Annotated in this window: 12 protein-coding genes; 4 read left to right on the forward strand and 8 right to left on the reverse strand. The window is 68.9% G+C overall.

Annotation, left to right across the window (positions count from 1 at the left end):
- Positions 1 to 101: 101 nt before the first annotated feature.
- The 3 genes from ABF401_RS17575 to ileS are packed head-to-tail and all read right to left on the reverse strand — an operon-like array spanning position 102 to position 5,325.
- Positions 102 to 1,490, reverse strand: coding sequence for a bifunctional folylpolyglutamate synthase/dihydrofolate synthase (locus tag ABF401_RS17575; protein ID WP_353510878.1), 1,389 nt, complete (start codon positions 1,488 to 1,490; stop codon positions 102 to 104).
- Positions 1,487 to 2,068, reverse strand: a complete 582-nt coding sequence (locus ABF401_RS17580; RefSeq protein ID WP_353510879.1) for a GNAT family N-acetyltransferase — start codon at positions 2,066 to 2,068, stop codon at positions 1,487 to 1,489. Before ABF401_RS17580 ends, ABF401_RS17575 begins: the two co-directional genes overlap by 4 nt.
- Complete coding sequence (ileS, locus tag ABF401_RS17585) at positions 2,065 to 5,325, reverse strand: isoleucine--tRNA ligase (RefSeq protein WP_353510880.1); 3,261 nt, start codon at positions 5,323 to 5,325, stop codon at positions 2,065 to 2,067. The genes ABF401_RS17580 and ileS overlap by 4 nt, the downstream gene beginning before the upstream one ends.
- A gap of 283 nt (positions 5,326 to 5,608) precedes the next feature.
- On the opposite strand from ileS, the gene ABF401_RS17590 reads away from it, so the two are divergent.
- From ABF401_RS17590 to ABF401_RS17605, 4 genes are all read left to right on the forward strand, one after another.
- Positions 5,609 to 7,006 carry an FAD-binding oxidoreductase gene (locus tag ABF401_RS17590; protein ID WP_353510881.1) on the forward strand — a complete coding sequence of 466 codons (1,398 nt, stop codon included), beginning with the start codon at positions 5,609 to 5,611 and terminating at the stop codon, positions 7,004 to 7,006.
- Positions 7,007 to 7,018: 12 nt separating this feature from the next.
- A complete protein-coding gene (locus tag ABF401_RS17595; RefSeq protein WP_353510882.1) occupies positions 7,019 to 7,564 on the forward strand; it encodes an NUDIX hydrolase family protein in 546 nt (181 codons plus the stop codon).
- Between the two features lie 304 nt (positions 7,565 to 7,868).
- Complete coding sequence (locus ABF401_RS17600) at positions 7,869 to 10,298, forward strand: hemagglutinin (RefSeq protein ID WP_353510883.1); 2,430 nt, start codon at positions 7,869 to 7,871, stop codon at positions 10,296 to 10,298.
- A 174-nt stretch (positions 10,299 to 10,472) separates the two neighbouring features.
- Positions 10,473 to 11,003 (forward strand): hypothetical protein, encoded by a 531-nt coding sequence (locus tag ABF401_RS17605; protein WP_353510884.1) that lies wholly within the window; start codon positions 10,473 to 10,475, stop codon positions 11,001 to 11,003.
- Between the two features lie 196 nt (positions 11,004 to 11,199).
- On the opposite strand, the gene ABF401_RS17610 is transcribed toward ABF401_RS17605, so the two are convergent.
- The 5 genes from ABF401_RS17610 to rbfA all read right to left on the reverse strand — a co-directional run bounded on the left by ABF401_RS17610 (position 11,200) and on the right by rbfA (position 17,922).
- Entirely contained in the window at positions 11,200 to 13,191 is a 1,992-nt protein-coding gene (locus tag ABF401_RS17610; RefSeq protein ID WP_353510885.1) for a TIGR03960 family B12-binding radical SAM protein, read from the reverse strand.
- 103 nt (positions 13,192 to 13,294) lie between these two features.
- On the reverse strand, positions 13,295 to 15,160 hold the full coding sequence (locus tag ABF401_RS17615; protein ID WP_353510886.1) for an AMP-dependent synthetase/ligase: 1,866 nt from the start codon (positions 15,158 to 15,160) through the stop codon (positions 13,295 to 13,297).
- A 158-nt stretch (positions 15,161 to 15,318) separates the two neighbouring features.
- Positions 15,319 to 16,290 carry a bifunctional riboflavin kinase/FAD synthetase gene (locus ABF401_RS17620; protein WP_353510887.1) on the reverse strand — a complete coding sequence of 324 codons (972 nt, stop codon included), beginning with the start codon at positions 16,288 to 16,290 and terminating at the stop codon, positions 15,319 to 15,321.
- A 211-nt stretch (positions 16,291 to 16,501) separates the two neighbouring features.
- Complete coding sequence (gene truB, locus ABF401_RS17625; protein WP_353510888.1) at positions 16,502 to 17,443, reverse strand: tRNA pseudouridine(55) synthase TruB; 942 nt, start codon at positions 17,441 to 17,443, stop codon at positions 16,502 to 16,504.
- Positions 17,440 to 17,922 (reverse strand): 30S ribosome-binding factor RbfA, encoded by a 483-nt coding sequence (gene rbfA, locus ABF401_RS17630; protein ID WP_353510889.1) that lies wholly within the window; start codon positions 17,920 to 17,922, stop codon positions 17,440 to 17,442. The genes truB and rbfA overlap by 4 nt, the downstream gene beginning before the upstream one ends.
- Positions 17,923 to 17,958: the final 36 nt, after the last annotated feature.

The raw sequence follows: 17,958 nt of genomic DNA on the forward strand, positions 1-17,958 counted from the left end.
CGACCACCGCAACACACCGAGCAGTCGCCAAGGAGCTGCGGAAATAACCGCCCGGAGCTGACCACTGCTCGGTGTGTTGCGGAGTGGGGTGCGGAGTGGGGTTAGGTGTCGGTGACGCCGAGGAGGAGGCGGACCTCGCCCGCCGTGATGACCGAGCCGGTGACGATGACGCCGCCGCCGAGACCCTCCTCCTCGGCCAGGCCGATGGCGCGGTCCAGTGCGTCCGGGAGGTTGCCTTCGACGGTCACCCGCGACTCGCCGAAGATCTCGGTCGCGAGCGCGCCGAGCTGCGCAGGCGGCATGGCCCGCGGTGAGGAGCTGCGCGAGATGACGACGTGGTCGAGCTTGGGTTCCAGCGCCTCGAGGATTGACGCGGCGTCCTTGTCGGCGACGATCCCGATCAGGCCGACGAGCCGCGTGAAGGTGAAGGCCTCGTCGAGGGCGGCCACGAGCGCCCGGGCGCCGTGCGGGTTGTGGGCGGCGTCGACCAGCACCGTGGGCGAGCGCCGGACGATCTCGAGTCGGCCCGGCGACGTCATCCGGGCCACGGCCGCGGCCAGCACGGATCGGTCGAGCGCCTGGGTGCCGCCGCCGACGAGGCTCTCGACAGCCGCGATAGCGGTCGCGAGGTTGCTCGCCTGATGGGCACCGTGGAGCGGAAGGAACAGGTCCGGGTAGTCACCCGCGAGGCCGCGGATGCTCACCTGCTGCCCGCCCACGGCGACGTCTCGGGCGAGCACTCCGAAGCTGTCACCCTCGAGGCGCAGGTCCGACCCGACCTCCTCGGCTCGCTCGGCGAGAACGGCGGCGACGTCCGGGTCCTGGACAGCGGAGATCGTCACGGACCCGGCCTTGATGATGCCGCTCTTCTCCTGCGCGATGCCGACGAGGTCGTCGCCGAGCAGGTGGGTGTGGTCCAGGTCGATGGGCGTGACCACGGCGACCGTGCCGTCCGCGACGTTGGTCGCGTCCCACGAGCCGCCGAGGCCGACCTCGACGACGGCCACATCCACCGGTGCATCGGCGAACGCCGCGAACGCGATCGCGACGAGCACCTCGAAGAAGTTCATCCGACGCCCGCCGGACCCGGCCGACCGCGCATCGACGATCTCGATGAGCGGCGCCACGTCGTCATAGGCTGAGATGAACTTGTCCCGCGGAATCGGTTTGCCGGACAGGGTGATCCGCTCTCGGATGTCGTGCAGGTGGGGAGAGGTGAACCGGCCTGTCGAGAGTCCGCTCTCCTGCACGATCGTGTCGATCATCCGACTCGTCGAGGTCTTGCCGTTGGTGCCGGTGATGTGGATGACCGGATAGCTGTGCTGCGGGTCGCCGGCCAGCTCCATGACAGCGGCGATCCGCTCGAGCGACGGCCCGACGTCGTTCTCCGGAGCCCGCCCGAGGATGGCCTCCTCGATCTCGCGCATCCGCCTGATCTCCTCGAGGTTCCGCGCCGCCTCCTGCGCGGCCGCGTCAGGACGACCGCTCATGTGGCCCCCTCGGCGCCGCCCTCGGACAGCCCGTCGACCGGGCCGAGCTCGCGGACCATCCAGATCGTGTCGGGAAGCCCCGAACCGGAGGGCTCACGGTGCGACTCGAGGAAGCCGTGGGCGCGATGGAACCGCTCGGCGTAGCTGTTCCCGTCCGGATACGCCACGGTGATCCGTGTGTGGCCGTTGTCCCGGGCACGTTCGACGACGGCCTCCATCAGCTGCGACCCGATGCCCTTGCCGTGGTGCTCGGGGAGGACGTAGAGCTTCCAGACGACGAAGTGGTCGCCCTGCGTCCCGAAGGCCACCATTCCGATGACCTCGCCGGCGAGGTCTGCCACGAGTGTCTGACCGCGCCGGATCGAGGCCGCGACGACGTCGGAGGTCCACCACTTGGCCAGACCCATCGCCACGTAGTCGATGCCTGCGATGGGTTCGTAGATGACCGGCCAGGTGCGGTGCCCGATCCCGATGACGTCGTTGAGGTCGTTGCCCTCGGCCTGGCGAATCGTGAGGTCACCTTCCGGCGACTCCTGCCCGTCGCCAGCCTTCCCCGAGCGTGCGTCCATGGTCGTCATGCCTTGGTCACCACGATGGTCGCGCCGTACCCGTCGCCCACGGAGACCGTGCTGCCCCCGCCGTTGGCCAGCGGATGGTCCGGTCCCGCCGACGAGAACTGCGTGGCCAGGGTCTCGGCGACGAGCAGGTCCCGATGGGTGACCGTGGCCTCGAAGACCTCCGGGGTGCCCTGGATCGTCAGGCTGATGCGGTCGCTGACGTGGAGGCCGGCATCGCGCCGGGCCTGCTGGACGGCGCGGACGAGGTCCCGTGCCACCCCCTCGGTCGCGAGCTCCGGCGTCACCCGGGTGTCGAGCACGATGAAGCCACCCCCTGGGAGCATGGCCGTGGCCCTCGTCGTGTCGCCCTCGCCATCCCGTGCCACGACCGTCTCGAGCGTGTACTCCCCCTCGACGAGCTCGAGCCCGCCGGAGGTCACGACGCCCTCCGGCGAAGCGGACCAGTCGCCGGACTTGCTGCCGCGGATCGCCGTCTGCACGTCCTTGCCCAGCCGCGGGCCGGCCACCCGGGCGTTGACGGTCAACCGCTGGCGCACGCCGAAGTCGGCCTCGCTCGCGGTCGTGACGTCGACCAGGGTGAGGTCCTTGACGTTCAGCTCGTCCCGGATGACCGAACGGAACGGCTCGAGCTGCCCCGGCTCGGGCACGACCACCGTGAGTCCGGCCAGCGGCAGCCGCGCGCGCAGGCCACCACCCTTGCGCAGGCTGGAACCGACCGAGCAGACGTCACGGGCGCGGTCCATCCCGAGCACGAGCTCGTGGTCGGCCGGGAGCTCGTCGGCGACCGGGTAGTCGGTCAGGTGCACCGACCGCTCCCCCGTGAGGCCGCGCCAGATCTCCTCCGTCATGAGCGGGAGCAGCGGCGCCGTGGCCCGGGTCACCGTGTCGAGCACGCTCCACAGCGTGTCGAACGCAGCCAGCGACTGCTCCGACTCCCCACCCCAGAAGCGGTCCCGCGAGCGACGGATGTACCAGTTGGTGAGGACGTCGAGGAAGGCCCGCATCGTGTCGCACGCATCGGCGATGGCGTAGCCGTCGAGCTGCTCGGTCATGTCCGCCACGAACTCACGCAGCTTGGCGAGGATGTAGCGGTCGAGGACGTCGGTCGACTCGGTCGATCGCTTCGCGTCGTAGCCGGCACCCCCGCGAGCCGTGTTGGCGTAGAGCGAGAAGAACGACCAGGCGTTCCAGAGCGGGATCATCACCTGGCGGACGCCGTCGCGGATGCCCTGCTCGGTCACGACGAGGTTGCCGCCGCGGACGATCGGGCTGCTCATGAGGAACCAGCGCATGGCATCCGCGCCGTCCCGGTCGAAGACCTGGCTCACGTCCGGGTAGTTGCGCAGCGACTTGCTCATCTTCTGCCCGTCCGACCCGAGCACGATCCCGTGGCTGATGCAGGACTGGAAGGCAGGACGGTCGAACAGCGCCGTTGCGAGGATGTGGAGCGTGTAGAACCAGCCGCGCGTCTGGCCGATGTACTCGACGATGAAGTCACCGGGGAAGTGATGCTCGAACCAGTCGGAGTTCTCGAACGGGTAGTGCACCTGGGCGAAGCTCATCGACCCGGAGTCGAACCACACGTCGAGGACGTCCTCGACGCGCCGCATCGTCGACATCCCCGTCGGGTCATCCGGGTTGGGACGGGTCAGCTGGTCGATGAACGGCCGGTGCAGGTCGGTCACCTCGACGCCGAAGTCACGCTCGAGCTCGTCGAACGAGCCGTACACGTCGATGCGCGGGTACTCGGGATTGTCCGACTTCCACACCGGGATCGGGCTGCCCCAGAAGCGGTTTCGCGAGATCGACCAGTCGCGGGCATTGGACAGCCACTTGCCGAACTGCCCGTCCTTGACGTGCTCGGGCGTCCAGGAGATCTGCTGGTTGAGCTCGACCATGCGCTCCTTGAACTTGGTCACCTCGACGAACCACGAGGAGACGGCCATGTAGATGAGCGGCTCGCGGCAGCGCCAGCAGTGGGGGTAGGTGTGGTCGTAGGTCTCGCGACGCAGCAGGACGGTCCCCTCGGTCGTGCTGCCCATCTCCCCCTCGCCGCGGGTGCGTGCCTTGAGATGGTCGATGATGTGGGCGTTCGCGTCGAAGACGTGCATGCCCTCGTAGTCCGTGACCGGGTAGGTGAACCGGCCCTCCGCGCTCACCGGCACGACCACGTCGATGTCGAACGAGTCGGTGAGGACCTTGTCCTCCTCGCCGAAGGCGGACGCGATGTGCACGAGGCCCGTGCCGTCCTCAGTCGTGACGTAGTCGGCGGGCAGGACGACATGGCCCTTCGGGTGACCCAGGAAGTAGCTGAACGGCGGCGTGTACCTCCGTCCGACGAGGTCGCGACCCTTGAACCGCTCGACGACGCGGTCGGCTGCGTCCTCACCGAGCTCCCGGGCATAGGCGGCGAGCCGCGCCTCCGCGATGACGTATCGCTCGGCCGTGCCCGAGAACTCGGACTCGACGACGACGTAGTCGATGTCCGGGTGGACCGCCATGGCGACGTTGGAGGGAACGGTCCACGGCGTCGTCGTCCAGATGAGCGCCAGCTCGCCCGTCTCGAGGCGGTACCCGATCGTGACGGCCGGGTCCTGGCGCAGCTGGTACACGTCGTCGTCCATGCGCAGCTCGTGGTTGGACAGCGGCGTCTGGTCGTTCCAGCAGTACGGCAGGACCCGGAAGCCCTCGTACACCAGACCCTTGTCGTAGAGCGTCTTGAAGGCCCAGATGACCGACTCCATGTAGCTCGGCTCGAGGGTCTTGTAGTCGTTGTCGAAGTCGACCCACCGCGCCTGCCGGGTCACGTAGTCGCGCCACTCGTCCGTGTACTTGAGCACGGATGCGCGGCAGGCCTCGTTGAACCGCTCGATGCCGAGGTCGAGGATGTCCTGCTTGGTCTTGAGGCCGAGCTGGCGCTGCGCCTCGAGCTCGGCGGGCAGTCCGTGGGTGTCCCAGCCGAACCGCCGCTCCACCCGGCGCCCGCGCATCGTCTGGTAGCGAGGGACGATGTCCTTGACGTAGCCCGTCAGCAGGTGCCCGTAGTGGGGCAGGCCGTTGGCAAAGGGCGGCCCGTCGTAGAAGACGAACTCGTTCGACCCGTTCTCGCCGGCTTCGCGGTTCTCCACGGAGGCGATGAAGGTGCCGTCCTCGTCCCAGTACGTGAGAACCCGCTCCTCGATCTCGGGAAAACGCGGGTTGGCGGGCACGCCGGCACCGGGGCCGGATGGGTCGGTGGTGACCTTGGGATACACCATGGGTCGTGGTCTCCTGATGCTGCGTGGTTGCGACTGCTCGTGTCCTTGCTTCACCACGAGGACGACGTCTCTCACAGGATCCGCCGCGGTACCACCCCGCTTGCCGCACGACCGCGCGGGCTCCCGGCAAGCGAGCCCAGCGGCATACGACCACTCTTGTCAAGGCTGTGACGGGCCCACCCGTCCGGTTCTAGTGAGCCCCAGCCGGGCTGGGACCGTTCTTCCGGAGGCTCGCCGCTGATGACGGCTCAGACGCCTGTGCGCCAAAGTCTAGCCTGTGGGGGTGGCCTCCTTCCCGTCGAATGTGCAGTCGCGGGTCGTGACCGACGAGGACGTCAAGCGGACGTATGCCGCTGACGCCGGGCCCGCGCCCAGGGACCCCTCGCGCGCCGTCGGCTCCGACTACACGGTCGTGCGCGCCCGCGACGTCGCCGACGTGGTGGCGGTGCTCGAGCACGCAGAGGCGACCGGGACGCCTGTCGTGCCGCAAGGGGCGAGAACGTCGCGCGTCGGCGGGGCTCGGGCGACGCAGGGCTGCATCGTCCTCAACGTCGAAGGGCTCGACGCGATCGAGACGATCGACCCCCTCGAGGGCATCGCTGTGGTCGGGCCCGGGGTGGTCAACGCCGATCTCAAGGCCGCTGCGGCAGAGGCCGGTCTGTTCTACGGGCCGGACCCCGCGTCGACGGCGACGTGCACGTTGGGTGGGAACGTGGCGACGAATGCCGGGGGGCTGTGCTGCCTCAAGTACGGCGTCACCGCGGACTGGGTCACCGCCCTCGACGTCGTGCTGCCCGGAGGCGAGACCATGCGGACCGGGCACCGGACGGCCAAGGGGGTGACGGGTTACGACCTGACCGGCCTCGTCGTCGGTTCCGAGGGGACGCTCGGGGTGGTCACGCGCATCGTGACACGTCTCCTGCCCGCCCCGGACCCGGCCCTGACGGCGCTGGCCACCTTTGCGTCGCTCGACGCGGCGCTCCGGGGAGTCGTGGCGCTGCGCCTCGACCGGCACCGCCCGTCCCTGCTCGAGATCCTCGACCGGGCGAGCGTCGCAGCCGTGCAGGCGTTCGGTGACTACGGCTTCCCCGCGGACTGCGACGCGGTGCTCCTCGTGCAGTCCGACCGGCCGGGGCACGCGGCAGAGGACGTGGCCAGGTACGGGGAGCTGCTGACCGGGTCCGGAGCACTCGAGGTCGCCGTGGCCGAGGATCGCCAGGAGGCGGAGCTGCTGCTGCAGGGGCGGCGCGTGCTGAGCACCGCGATCGAGTCGCTCGGAGCGCGGATCGCCGAGGACGTCTGCGTGCCCGTGGGTCGGCTCGCGGACTACGTGCGCGGCGCGGCCGAGGTGTCGACGCGCTGGCGGGTCCCGATCCCGGTGAGCGGGCACGCCGGCGACGGCAACCTGCACCCGTCGATCGTCTACGCGCACGGCGACGACGACGCCCGGCAACGCGCCTGGCGTGCCTTCGACGAGCTGATGCGGCTCGGGCTGTCGCTCGGCGGGACGGTGGCCGGTGAGCACGGCATCGGGTCGGTGAAGCGGCGCTGGCTCGTCGAGGAGGTCGGCCGCGGCGAGGTCGAGCGGCAGCGTGCCGTCAAGGCCGTCTTCGACCCCTCGGGCATCATGAACCCCGAGGCGGTCTTCGGCACTGCCCGGCGGCCGACGCCGAGCGACTGATAGGAAGTCCACATGGGTGGAGACCTGACCGACGTGGAGACGACCGGTGCGTGGCTCAGTCGCGAGGAGCTGGACAGCGCGCGAGAGCGGCTGCCGATCCTCTACGTCCACGCGGTGCCCGTGCGGGTCGACGACCGCGGGGTGGTGACCCTCATCGGCGTCCTCCTGCGCGCCGACTCGGACGGCAGCATCGGCCAGGAGGTCGTGGGCGGGCGCGTCCTCTACCACGAGCGGATCCGCGATGCCCTGGCCCGCCACATCGAGAACGATCTCGGACCCGTCGCGCTCCCCCGGATCCCGGTCTCACCCCAGCCCATCGCCATCGCCGAGTTCTTCCCGACGCCTGGGGTGACGGCCTACCACGACCCGCGCCAGCACGCCGTGTCCCTCGCCTACATCGTCGCCGTCATGGGCGACTGCCAGCCCCAGCAGGACGCGCTCGACCTGTCGTGGGTGACGCCGGAGGAGGCCGCCGAGATGGCGATGCGCGGCGAGATGTCCGGATCGCACGGGGTGCTCGTCCGGCAGGCGCTGGCCCACCTCGGCTACCCGATCTGAGGGGAGCCGTTTTCGGCCCAGATGCCCGACATGTGGTGAGCGGCGTTGTTTGCCAAGGTTGCTCGGATGTGTTCCGGGACTTTCGGGACATAGGACGCTGGTTTACCCGTTTGTGATGTAGGTCACTCCGGCCTGAGTAGCGTCGGAATGAGCTCTGCTGAGCCTGCGCGCGACCCCACAGTGAGACTCCGCCCTCCTGACTCCTTCCACACCAGACGGAGCCGCGGTCGCAGCGCCCGGCGAGTTCACCGTTCACACCCGTGCGAGGGGCACGGGTGATCAGACCTGCAACGGAGAACGTCACATGAATAGCTCACCCATCAAGCGCAGCCGTGGGGCGGCCGATGGCAGCGGCACCCAGCACCGCCGCTTCACCAGTATGGTGGCCGCCCTGGCGCTCATTCTGGGCGGCGCAGTAGCAGTGGCACCGTTGGCGCAAGCCGGCACCACTCCGCCCTTCACGATCGGTCCCAACGGATCAGCCATCGTGCCTGGCGCTGACGCCACGGGACCAAACGCGTCCAATCCACAGGACATCTTCGGGAGCCTCAAGGAGTTGGGCCCGCTCAACCAGAACACCACCAAGATCGGCGTCATCCACAACGACCCGGTTCCGACTCTGGGCCTGACCAACCCAAACGCACAGGTCGACCTGCGCCAGGCCTGGATCAACTCCGCCCAGGACTCTGACGGCGACGACTGGGTCTACTTCGCGTGGGAGCGCGACAACAACTCCGGCAGCGGCTTCATCGCTTTCGAGTTCATGAAGAACAAGGCGCCGACGGTGTGCGACGACTACGACCCCAACAGTGCCACCGTCTTGGCAAGCTGCAACCCATGGGCCAACCGCCAGGGCGACCCCAACCCGGCTTCTCCGCAAGAGGGCGACTTCATGATCCTCTGGGACCAGCAGGGTGGCAGCAGGGACCTGTTCTACCGCGAGTGGCACGGCACCGCACCGAACCTCACCCTGACGCCGTCCGTGCAGCTCTCGAGCTCGGTCGCCGTTGCGGCCTACAGCGCGGACGGTTTCCGCGGCGAGGCCGCAATCAACATCACCGATGTCGTCTTCGGTGGCACGCCGTCCTGTCTGGCCTTCGCCAACATCATCCCGAGCACGGTGACCGGCAACTCGGATACGGCCGACTACAAGGACACCATCCTCCAGCCGGGCGTCGACCTCTCGGACTGCACGACCACCACGACGACGACCCCGCAGGATGACGCGGGCAACCCGATCCCCCAGGCCGGCATCGACCTCGGAACGGACGGGGTGGTCCAAGTCAAGGACTCGGCCCTCATCGACATCCAGGGCGGCGCCGCCAACCCCGCCGGGACCATCGACTTCACCCTGTGTGAGGCGAACAACGCCGCCAACGCCGACTGTGACACCGGTGGTAAGTCCGTTCTGGTCGGTGATGACGTCGCTGTGTCGGATCCGGACGGCGCCTTCCCCGTCACCGTGACCTCGCCCAGTGCCTGGATCACGGCGGCTGGACGCTACTGCTGGAAGGCGGTCTACTCCGGTATCCCCGCCCAGAACATCACCGGCTCGAGCGATGTGAGCATCGGCGAGTGCTTCGTCGTCAACCCGGTGACTCCGACTCTCTCGACTGCGGCCGGGGACGATGTGACGCTGGGCAGCCCCGTGACTGACGTGGCAACGCTGTCCGGAACGGCGCCCAAGCCGACGGCCAACGTCATCGAGACGTCGGCACCCAACGCCGCCTCGCGCACGAAGGCTGGTGGCACGATCACCTTTACGCTGTTCGGCCCGAGCTCGAGCGGCTGTGGGAGTCAGATCGCTGCCGCAACACAGCAGGTCACTGTGAACGGGGACAGCTCGGCCACACAGGTCTACTCCGCAACGTTCACCCCGACCCAAGCAGGTGACTACCACTGGAAGGCCAGCTACAGCGGAGACACTCCGAACACGAAGGACCAGTCGCACAACGCCACCTGCTCCGAGACCAATGAGGACGTGACGGTCGGCCCGGCGTCGACGACTACCCTGACGACTCCGCGTGTCGGCAGCACGCCGATCACGGCGCCCGTGGCCGTCAACACGGTCGTCAATGACCACGCCCTCGTGACGGGCACCTCAGCCGGCGGCTCGCCCACTGGCACGGTCGACTTCTTCATCTGCAACCCCAGCCAGGTCACTGGCGCAGCCGGTGCTGAAGTGTGCGCTTCGCCCAACGGGACTGCCGTCACTGGCAACCCAAAGGCGTTGACCGTGGGCGCCAACAACACGTCATCTGCGGTGTCGGGCAACGTCACCGCGAATGTCGTGGGCGTCTGGTGCTTCAGGGCGGTCTACACCTCGGACACGGCGAACTACACCGGGTCAAGCGACGCGACGCACGGTGAGTGCTTCACCGTGAACGACGCCACCAGCGCAACGTCTGCTCAGACCTGGCTGCCGAACGACGCGGCGACGATCACCGCGACTGGCGGAACGGCACTGAACGGCACCGTGTCGTTCACGCTCTACGACAGCGCGAACTGCACGGGCACTGTCTTGCGGGACGCCGAGACGTTCACCCTCACCAACGCAGTGTCGTTGGCCGACCGAACGAAGTCGACCACGAATGGTGACAACGTCCCCGCGGGCGACAACATCCAGGTGACCACGGACAAGACGGTCTCGTGGAAGGTCGTCTTCACCAGCACTGACCCGCTGGTGGGGAGCAGCAACCACTGCGAGAGCACCGTGTTGGACATCACCAACTGATGGTTCCGGTGAGCTGAAACAGTCTCATCGACCATCAAACCGGGGTTTCGGCGGCGCAGTACCTGCGCCGCCGAAGCCCGCCTCCAAGCACCGACCCGGGCCTCACCCCGGGTCGGTGAGAATCCTTGGTCGGGGGCAGGGCACACACCTTCACACAGGAAAGAGGGAGCACACATGAAGCACACCAAGTCGCTCCTGATGGCGATCGTCGCGTGTATCGCGGCTGTCGCCTTTGGAACCACCTCGGCCTTCGCGGCAGTCACCGTCAAGGCCGACCCCACCATCGCGTTCAGCGCTGCGAGCGCCACCGTGTCCGGGGGCAACTTCAGCGGCCTTGGCAACATTCCGATCTTCGGGAACCTCACCGTGTCGGGTGTTGCGACGTACAACTGCTTCAACCCGTCCGGCAACTTCGTGCCCGGCCAGAACCCGGTGCAGGCGCAGTCCGGCTCGTCCGGCCCCGTCCTGCTCCCAACGAGCAAGAACGGCCGCGCCACCGTGCCGGACATCACCGCAACCGTCCAGGCTCCCCCAACCCCGACCGCCAAGCAGGTCGGCTGCGGAGGGGGCGGCAGCACGGCGTGGACCGTCGTCCTCGACACGCTGCTGGCGACGAGCGCGCAGTTCGTCGTCACCCAGGAGGGCGCGACGCTCTTCTGCTGGAACTACGCAGTGGGTGGGTCTCCCACCGGCACGCGTTGCTGACAGCGCTGCACACCGTGGGCCCGGCCGACCTCGTGTCAGCCGGGCCCACCCCTTGGCCTGCAACACGCCCGGCTCCTCGGAACGCACCCCGGTAATTTCCGGGGTGCGTTCGAGACTTCCGGGCGTGTTGCGGCTCGGAGGCGCGGGAGGGCAGGGGCTGAGCAGGCGTCGAGAAGTGAGCCCAGCGGCATACGGCTCAGTGCTGGTGCTCGAGGAGGTCCTGGCGCCCGGCGCCGAGGACGGTGAGCGGCAGGAGGGTCTTGCCGGTGGGGCCGATCTCGATCTCGGTGCCCATCTGAGGGCACACTCCGCAGTCGAAGCACGGCGTCCAGCGGCAGTCGTCGACCTCCCGCTCGTCGAGGGCGTCCTGCCAGTCCTCCCAGAGCCAGTCCTTGTCGAGACCGGAGTCCAGGTGGTCCCAGGGGAGCACCTCGTTCTGCTCGCGCTCACGGGTCGTGTACCAGGCGACATCGACCGGATCGCCGTCGAAGGCACGCTCGGCCGCAGCCATCCAGCGCTCGTAGGAGAAGTGCTCCGACCAGCCGTCGAAGCGACCACCGTCGCGCCAGACCTGCTCGATGACACGGCCGACCCGCCGGTCGCCGCGTGAGAGCAGGCCTTCGACGACTCCGGGCTCGCCGTCGTGGTAGCGGAACCCGATCGACGACCCGTAGTTGCGATCGGCCCGGATCGCCTCGCGCAGCTTGAGCAGCCGCGCGTCCGTCTCCTCCGGACCGAGCTGGGCCGCCCACTGGAACGGGGTGTGCGCCTTGGGGATGAACCCGCCGATCGACACCGTGCACCGGATGTCACGACGTCCCGACACCGTGCGACCGGTCTCGATGACCCTGCGCGCCACCTCGGCGATCTGGAGGACGTCCTCGTCGGTCTCGGTCGGAAGGCCGCACATGAAGTAGAGCTTCACCTGCCGCCATCCCGCCCCGTAGGCGGCTGCGACCGTCTTGATGAGGTCCTCCTCCGTCACCATCTTGTTGATCACGCGCCGGATCCGCTCGGACCCGCCCTCGGGCGCGAAGGTGAGGCCCGAGCGGCGGCCGTTGCGGGTCAGCTCGTTGGCGAGGTCGATGTTGAAGGCGTCGACGCGCGTCGACGGCAGGGACAGCCCGGTCTGGGTTCCCTCGTAGCGGTCCGCGAGACCCTTGGTGAGGTCGGCGATCTCGGAGTGGTCCGCAGACGAGAGCGAGAGGAGCCCGACTTCCTCGAAGCCGGTCGCCGCCAGGCCGCGTTCGACCATCTCGCCGATCCCGGTGATGGAGCGCTCCCGCACCGGGCGGGTGATCATCCCGGCCTGGCAGAACCGGCAGCCGCGGGTACAGCCGCGGAAGATCTCGACGGACATGCGCTCGTGGACGGACTCGGCGAGCGGCACGAGGGGCTGCTTCGGGTACGGCCACGCGTCAAGGTCCATGACGGTGTGCTTGGAGACCCGCCATGGGACGCCGGGCGCATCCGGCGCGGGGGCGACACGTTGGATCCGCCCGTCCGGCAGGTAGGACACGTCGTAGAACGAGGGGACGTAGACGCCGCCCGTGCTGGCGAGCCGCAGGAGCAGCTCGCGCCGGCCGCCCGGGCGGCCCGCGGCCTTCCACGCGGAGACGATGTCGGTGATCGCCAGGACAGCCTGCTCGCCGTCGCCGATGACCGCCGCGTCGATGAAGTCGGCGATCGGCTCGGGGTTGAACGCCGCGTGCCCGCCCGCGATGACGACGGGATGCTCGAGCGTGCGATCGGTCGCGTGGAGCGGGATGCCGGCCAGGTCGAGGGCGGTGAGCAGATTCGTGTAGCCGAGCTCGGTGGAGAACGAGACACCGAGGAGGTCGAAGTCGCCCACCGCACGGTGCCCGTCCACGGTGAACTGCGGCAAACCCGCCTCACGGAGGGCTGCCTCCATGTCGGGCCACACGGCGTAGGTGCGTTCGGCCAGGGCATCGGGCCGCTCGTTGATGACCTCGTAGAGGATCATGACGCCCTGGTTCGGCAAACCGACCTCATAGGCGTCCGGATACATCAGCGCCCACCGGGTCGTCAGGTCCTCACCGGACGGCCCGTGACCGCCGACGTTCCAGTCCTTGACGGTGGAGTTCAGCTCACCGCCGACGTACTGGATCGGCTTGGTCACCCTGTCCAGCAGCGGCTCGAGGGCATGGAACATCGACTCGCCGGGCATCCGTCCATGGTACGTGCAGATCGAGAGTGCACTTCGCGCTCACCTGCTGCCGTATGCCGCTGGGCTCGGCGGGCGCGAAGTGCTCACTCGACGTGGGGCTGGCTCAGTTCTCCTCCTCGTACAGGGCGTCGAGCTGGGGCTGGTACTTGTCCGTGACGGCTCGGCGGCGAAGTTTCATGCTCGGGGTGAGGTCGCCCATCTCCACGGTCAGGTCGTGGTCGAGGATGGTGAACTTCTTGATCGTCTCCCACCGGTTGAGGCTGTCGTTGAGCTTGTCGACGTAGCCCTGGACGAGCTCGCGGGCAGCGTTTGAGGTGACGATCTCGGGATAGGACCTGCCGCTCATCCCGTTCGCCGCGCCCCAGGCGGTGATGGCGTCGGGGTCCAGCGTGACGAGCGCTGTGGCGAAGTTGTGCCCGGCGCCGTGCACGAGGAACTGGCTCACGTACGGGCACATGCCCTTGAACTTCGCCTCGATCTCGGCCGGCGCGATGAACTTGCCGCCCGACGTCTTGAAGAAGTCCTTCTTGCGGTCGGTGACGTGGACGAAGCCGCGCTCGTCGATGCGTCCGATGTCACCGGTGTGGAACCACCCATCGGCGTCGATGACCTCGGCGGTCGCCTCGGGCTGGTTGTGGTAGCCGCGCATGACGCCCGGCCCCTTGACGAGGATCTCGCCGTCCTCCTCGGCGACGCGGACCTCGGTCCCCGGCAGCGGCCAGCCCACCGATCCGTACCGGTAGGAGCCGGCCACCGGGTCGTTGACCGTGGTGCCCGATGACGTCTCCGTCAGGCCGTACCCCTCGACGAGCAGCAGCCCGACTGACCCGAACCATCTGGCCACGTCCGCGTTGAGCGGCGCCGAGCCGCTGATCATGAACCGAACGCGGCCGCCGAAGCGCTCCTGGATCTTGTGGAGGACGAGCTTCGTCGCCAACCGATGCCGGCGCGCCAGTCCGGCGGACGGTGTCTCGCCGCGCTCGAGCACGTCGCGCATCTCGCCGCCGACCTTGAGCGCCCAGTCGATCAGCTTCTTCTTGATGCCGGTCTCCTGGCCGAGCATGAGCTCGATCCGGCCGCGGGCCTTCTCGAAGATGCGGGGCGGCCCCGCCATGAACGTCGGCTTGACGATGGCCATGTTGTCGACGATCTTGTCGATCCGGCCGTCGACGGCGGTGGGGAAGCCGATCTGGAGCCCGATGGCGAGCAGCATCTTGCCGAAGACGTGCGAGAGCGGCAGCCAGAGGAACTGGAGGTCGTCCTCACGGATCGTGTCGGTCGCCTCGATGACCGCGCCTTCGTAGACGACGCTGTCCTGCGAGAGGCGGACCCCCTTGGGGCGCCCGGTCGTGCCGGACGTGTAGATCACCACGGCGAGGTTGTCCGGGCCGAGCTGGTCGATCCGTGCATCGACGGCGTCGGGTGTCGAGGCGAGCAGCTCGCGACCCGTCGTGGCCAGGTCATCGGTCGTGATGACCCACCCGTCCTCGCTCGCCTGGCCGGACATGACGATGACGTGCTTGACGTGCGGGATGTCGTTCCGGCGCTCGGACAGCTTGGCGACCTGGCCCTCGTCCTCCGCGAACACGATGGCGCTGCCGGAGTCGCCCAGGATGTAGGCGACGTCGTCCGCGATCGTCGTCGGGTAGACCGTGGTCGTGGCGCCGCCGGCGCAGACGATCGCGAGGTCGGCGAGGACCCACTGCAGGCTCGTCGTCGAGGCGATGGCGACCCGGTCCTCGAGCTCGACGCCGAGACTGATGAGGCCGGCCGCCCACTCCTGGACGAGGTCGTGGGTCTGGCGCCACGTGAGCGTGGTCAGTTCGGCTCCGCCGTCCTTGAAGTAGAGGTAGGCAGGCTTGTCCGGCGTCTGCTGGACCCGCTGGCGGAAAAGGGCGCCCACACTTGGCGCGCGGTTGTCGAGGACGGCTTGGTTGACCTTGCGGTCGGCGACGGCGTGCAGGGGCATGCAGGACTCCTTCGTCACGGCTACGAGACCCCGTCCTCGGCGACGGCGGGGCTCCCGCTTGAGCCGGATGATGCCGCAACTGGGGCCAAACGTCACCCAGTGGACGCAGATCGGCATCACTCCGTGACCGCCGGGTGGGCCAGGCGTCCCGGGCGTCCCTACGCGGGCACCGTTGCGGAGAGGATCTCCCGGCACCTGGCGACGTCGTCGCTCATCTGGTCGATGAGGGCCTGGATCGAGTCGAACCGCAGGGTCGGCCGCAGGTGGGAGACGAAGTCCATGGCGACCCGCTCCCCATAGAGGTCGAGGTCGGTCCGGTCGAGGGCATAGGCCTCCACCCGCCGTTGGTGCCCGTCGAAGGTCGGGTTGGTGCCGATCGAGATCGCGGCCGGGAGGGTGCGGTCGACCGCTCCGGGCTCGAGGTCGAGCCGCACGAGCCAGCCCGCGTAGACGCCGTCGCTCGGGACGAGTCCCGCGTGGTCCGGGGACAGGTTCGCCGTGGGAAACCCGAGCTCGCGGCCACGGTGGTCGCCGTGGACGACGGTCCCGCTGACGCGGTGGGGCCGACCGAGAATCTCGGCCGCGTGCCGGACCTTGCCGTCGAGGATCTCCGCGCGCAGCTGGGTCGAGCTCCAGCGACGACCCTCGGGTGCCGCCTCCCCGATGTCGTCGAGGGCGATGACGTCGAAGCCGTGCTTCTCCCCCAGCTCGGTCAACGTGCCGACGTCTCCCGAGTTGCGCACCCCGAACCGGGTGTCCTTGCCGACGACGACGGCGACGGCGCCCAGGGCCTCGACGAACGTCGTCTCGACGAACTCCTCCGGAGTCTGCTGCGCGAACTCGCGGGTGAAGTGGAGGACGAGGGACGCACCCACACCGACGGAGTCCAGCACCTCGAGGCGTTGCTCGAGCGACATGATCTGGGCCGGCGCCCGCTCGGGGTAGAGCACGGCCACCGGATGAGGGTCGAAGGTCACCGCCACGGGTGTCGCGCCGCGGTCCCGGGCCTCACGGACGACCCGGCTGAGCACCTCTCGATGCCCTCGGTGAACGCCGTCGAAGTTGCCCAGGGTGACAACTGTCGGTCCCAGGTCCGATGGGATGTCCTGGAGGGCGTACCAGCGATGCACGGCGACCACTGTAGTGGCCGGGGCGTCCACGCCTGTCGTCGCCCGCCTCAGTCGGTGAGCGGGTTCTCGACAGCGTGGCCGTATGCCGCCGGGCTGGGTCCCCCGACACACCACCCGGGTGCCCGACCCCCTCCTCCTCGAGTGTGCACGTGACGTCACACACACGCCGGGCGCCAACTGCACACTCGACATCGAGGCCGTGGGCCAGTCCTCAGTCGGCGGGGGCGAAGACCACGCGCGCTCTCGCCTCGCCCCTCGTCTCGTCGAGGATCGCGACGAGCCGGCCGGCCGGGTCGATGGCCGCCACGGAGTCGACCCGGGTGGCCGCGCTGGCGATGCGCTGACCGTGGCCGAGCCTGCGGGCCTCCTCGACCGTGACCTCGTGGACGGGAAGCTGGGCTCTCGCCGCGGCCGCCAGGGGGAGGATGTTGAGAGCGTCCGCCCCGCCACGCTCGACTTGCGCGATCAGCTCGGCGAGAGGGGCTGCCGCTGACAGGTCGAACCGCCCGACCCGGGTCCGACGCAGGGCAGTCAGGTGGCCCCCGACGCCCAGCGCAGCGCCGACGTCTCGCGCCAGCGCGCGCACGTAGGTGCCCGACGACACCTCGACCTCCACCTCGACGTCGAGGACGTCCACCGTCGAGCCGTCCTCGGCCGTCGCGGTGGCGGGTGCGACCGAGTGGACGTCGAAGCGACTGACGGTGACGGGTCGCGCGGGCAGGTCGACCTCTCCGCCCCTGCGGACGGTGGCGTAGCTTCGTTCGCCGCCGACCTTGATGGCACTCACCGCACTGGGGACCTGCTCGATCTCGCCGGTCAGACCGGTGACGACGGCGGGGAGGGCCGCCTCCACGGCGCCACGGTCGGCGATCCCCGCGGAGGTCGTCGGCTCACCCTCGGCGTCGTCGGTGACGGTGGCCTGCCCGAGCCGGATCGTCGCGCGGTACGCCTTGTCACAGCCGACGAGGAAGGTGAGCAGCTTGGTCCCCTTCTCCACGCCGAGCACGAGCACACCCGTCGCCATCGGGTCGAGGGTGCCCGCATGACCGACCCGTCTCGTGCCACACAGGCGCCGTACGCGGGCGACGACGTCGTGGCTGGTCCACCCGACCGGCTTGTCGACGACGAGCAGCCCGCTGCGCGGTCCCGTCACCTGGCCTCGACGTCCACGTCGAGGTCGAGCTCATGCGACATCTCGTCCGACACTGGGCGGTCGGCCGGCTTTCGGTACGGATCCGGCTCGCCGGCGTGCTTGGCGTTGGCCGCAGCGCGGGCCAGCTCCTCGTCCCGGGCCCGCGTCTGTGCGACCAGGTCCTCGATGTGGGCCGCACCCTCGGGAATGGCGTCGGCGATGAACTCGAGGGACGGTGTCAGCCGGATGCCGATCTGCTTGCCGACGGCGGAGCGGATCCGGCCCTTGTTGGCCTCGAGAACGGCGGCAGTGGCCTTGCGCTCCTCGTCGGAGCCGAAGACCGTGTAGAACACCGAGGCGTGCTGCAGGTCGCCGGTCACGCGGGCATCGGTGATGGTCACGAAGCCCAGGCGCTCATCCTTGAGACGGAACTCGAGGTACTCCGCGACGATGACCTTGATGCGGTCGGCGATCTTGCGGGCGCGAGCTGGGTCAGCCATGGCTCTTACCTCGTTTCTTCTCGATGTTGGATCTGC

The organism is Intrasporangium sp., assembly GCF_040414665.1.
In the GTDB taxonomy this organism is placed as follows: Bacteria; Actinomycetota; Actinomycetes; order Actinomycetales; family Dermatophilaceae; genus Intrasporangium.

Bases quoted from the DNA above. Each gene is read 5' to 3' on its own strand.
- ABF401_RS17580 (WP_353510879.1), bottom strand. From the start codon at position 2,068: ATGACGACCATGGACGCACGCTCGGGGAAGGCTGGCGACGGGCAGGAG.
- ABF401_RS17595 (WP_353510882.1), top strand. From the start codon at position 7,019: ATGGGTGGAGACCTGACCGACGTGGAGACGACCGGTGCGTGGCTCAGT.
- ABF401_RS17610 (WP_353510885.1), bottom strand. From the start codon at position 13,191: ATGCCCGGCGAGTCGATGTTCCATGCCCTCGAGCCGCTGCTGGACAGG.
- ABF401_RS17615 (WP_353510886.1), bottom strand. From the start codon at position 15,160: ATGCCCCTGCACGCCGTCGCCGACCGCAAGGTCAACCAAGCCGTCCTC.
- ABF401_RS17600 (WP_353510883.1), top strand. From the start codon at position 7,869: ATGAATAGCTCACCCATCAAGCGCAGCCGTGGGGCGGCCGATGGCAGC.
- rbfA (WP_353510889.1), bottom strand. From the start codon at position 17,922: ATGGCTGACCCAGCTCGCGCCCGCAAGATCGCCGACCGCATCAAGGTC.
- ABF401_RS17605 (WP_353510884.1), top strand. From the start codon at position 10,473: ATGAAGCACACCAAGTCGCTCCTGATGGCGATCGTCGCGTGTATCGCG.
- ABF401_RS17575 (WP_353510878.1), bottom strand. From the start codon at position 1,490: ATGAGCGGTCGTCCTGACGCGGCCGCGCAGGAGGCGGCGCGGAACCTC.
- ileS (WP_353510880.1), bottom strand. From the start codon at position 5,325: ATGGTGTATCCCAAGGTCACCACCGACCCATCCGGCCCCGGTGCCGGC.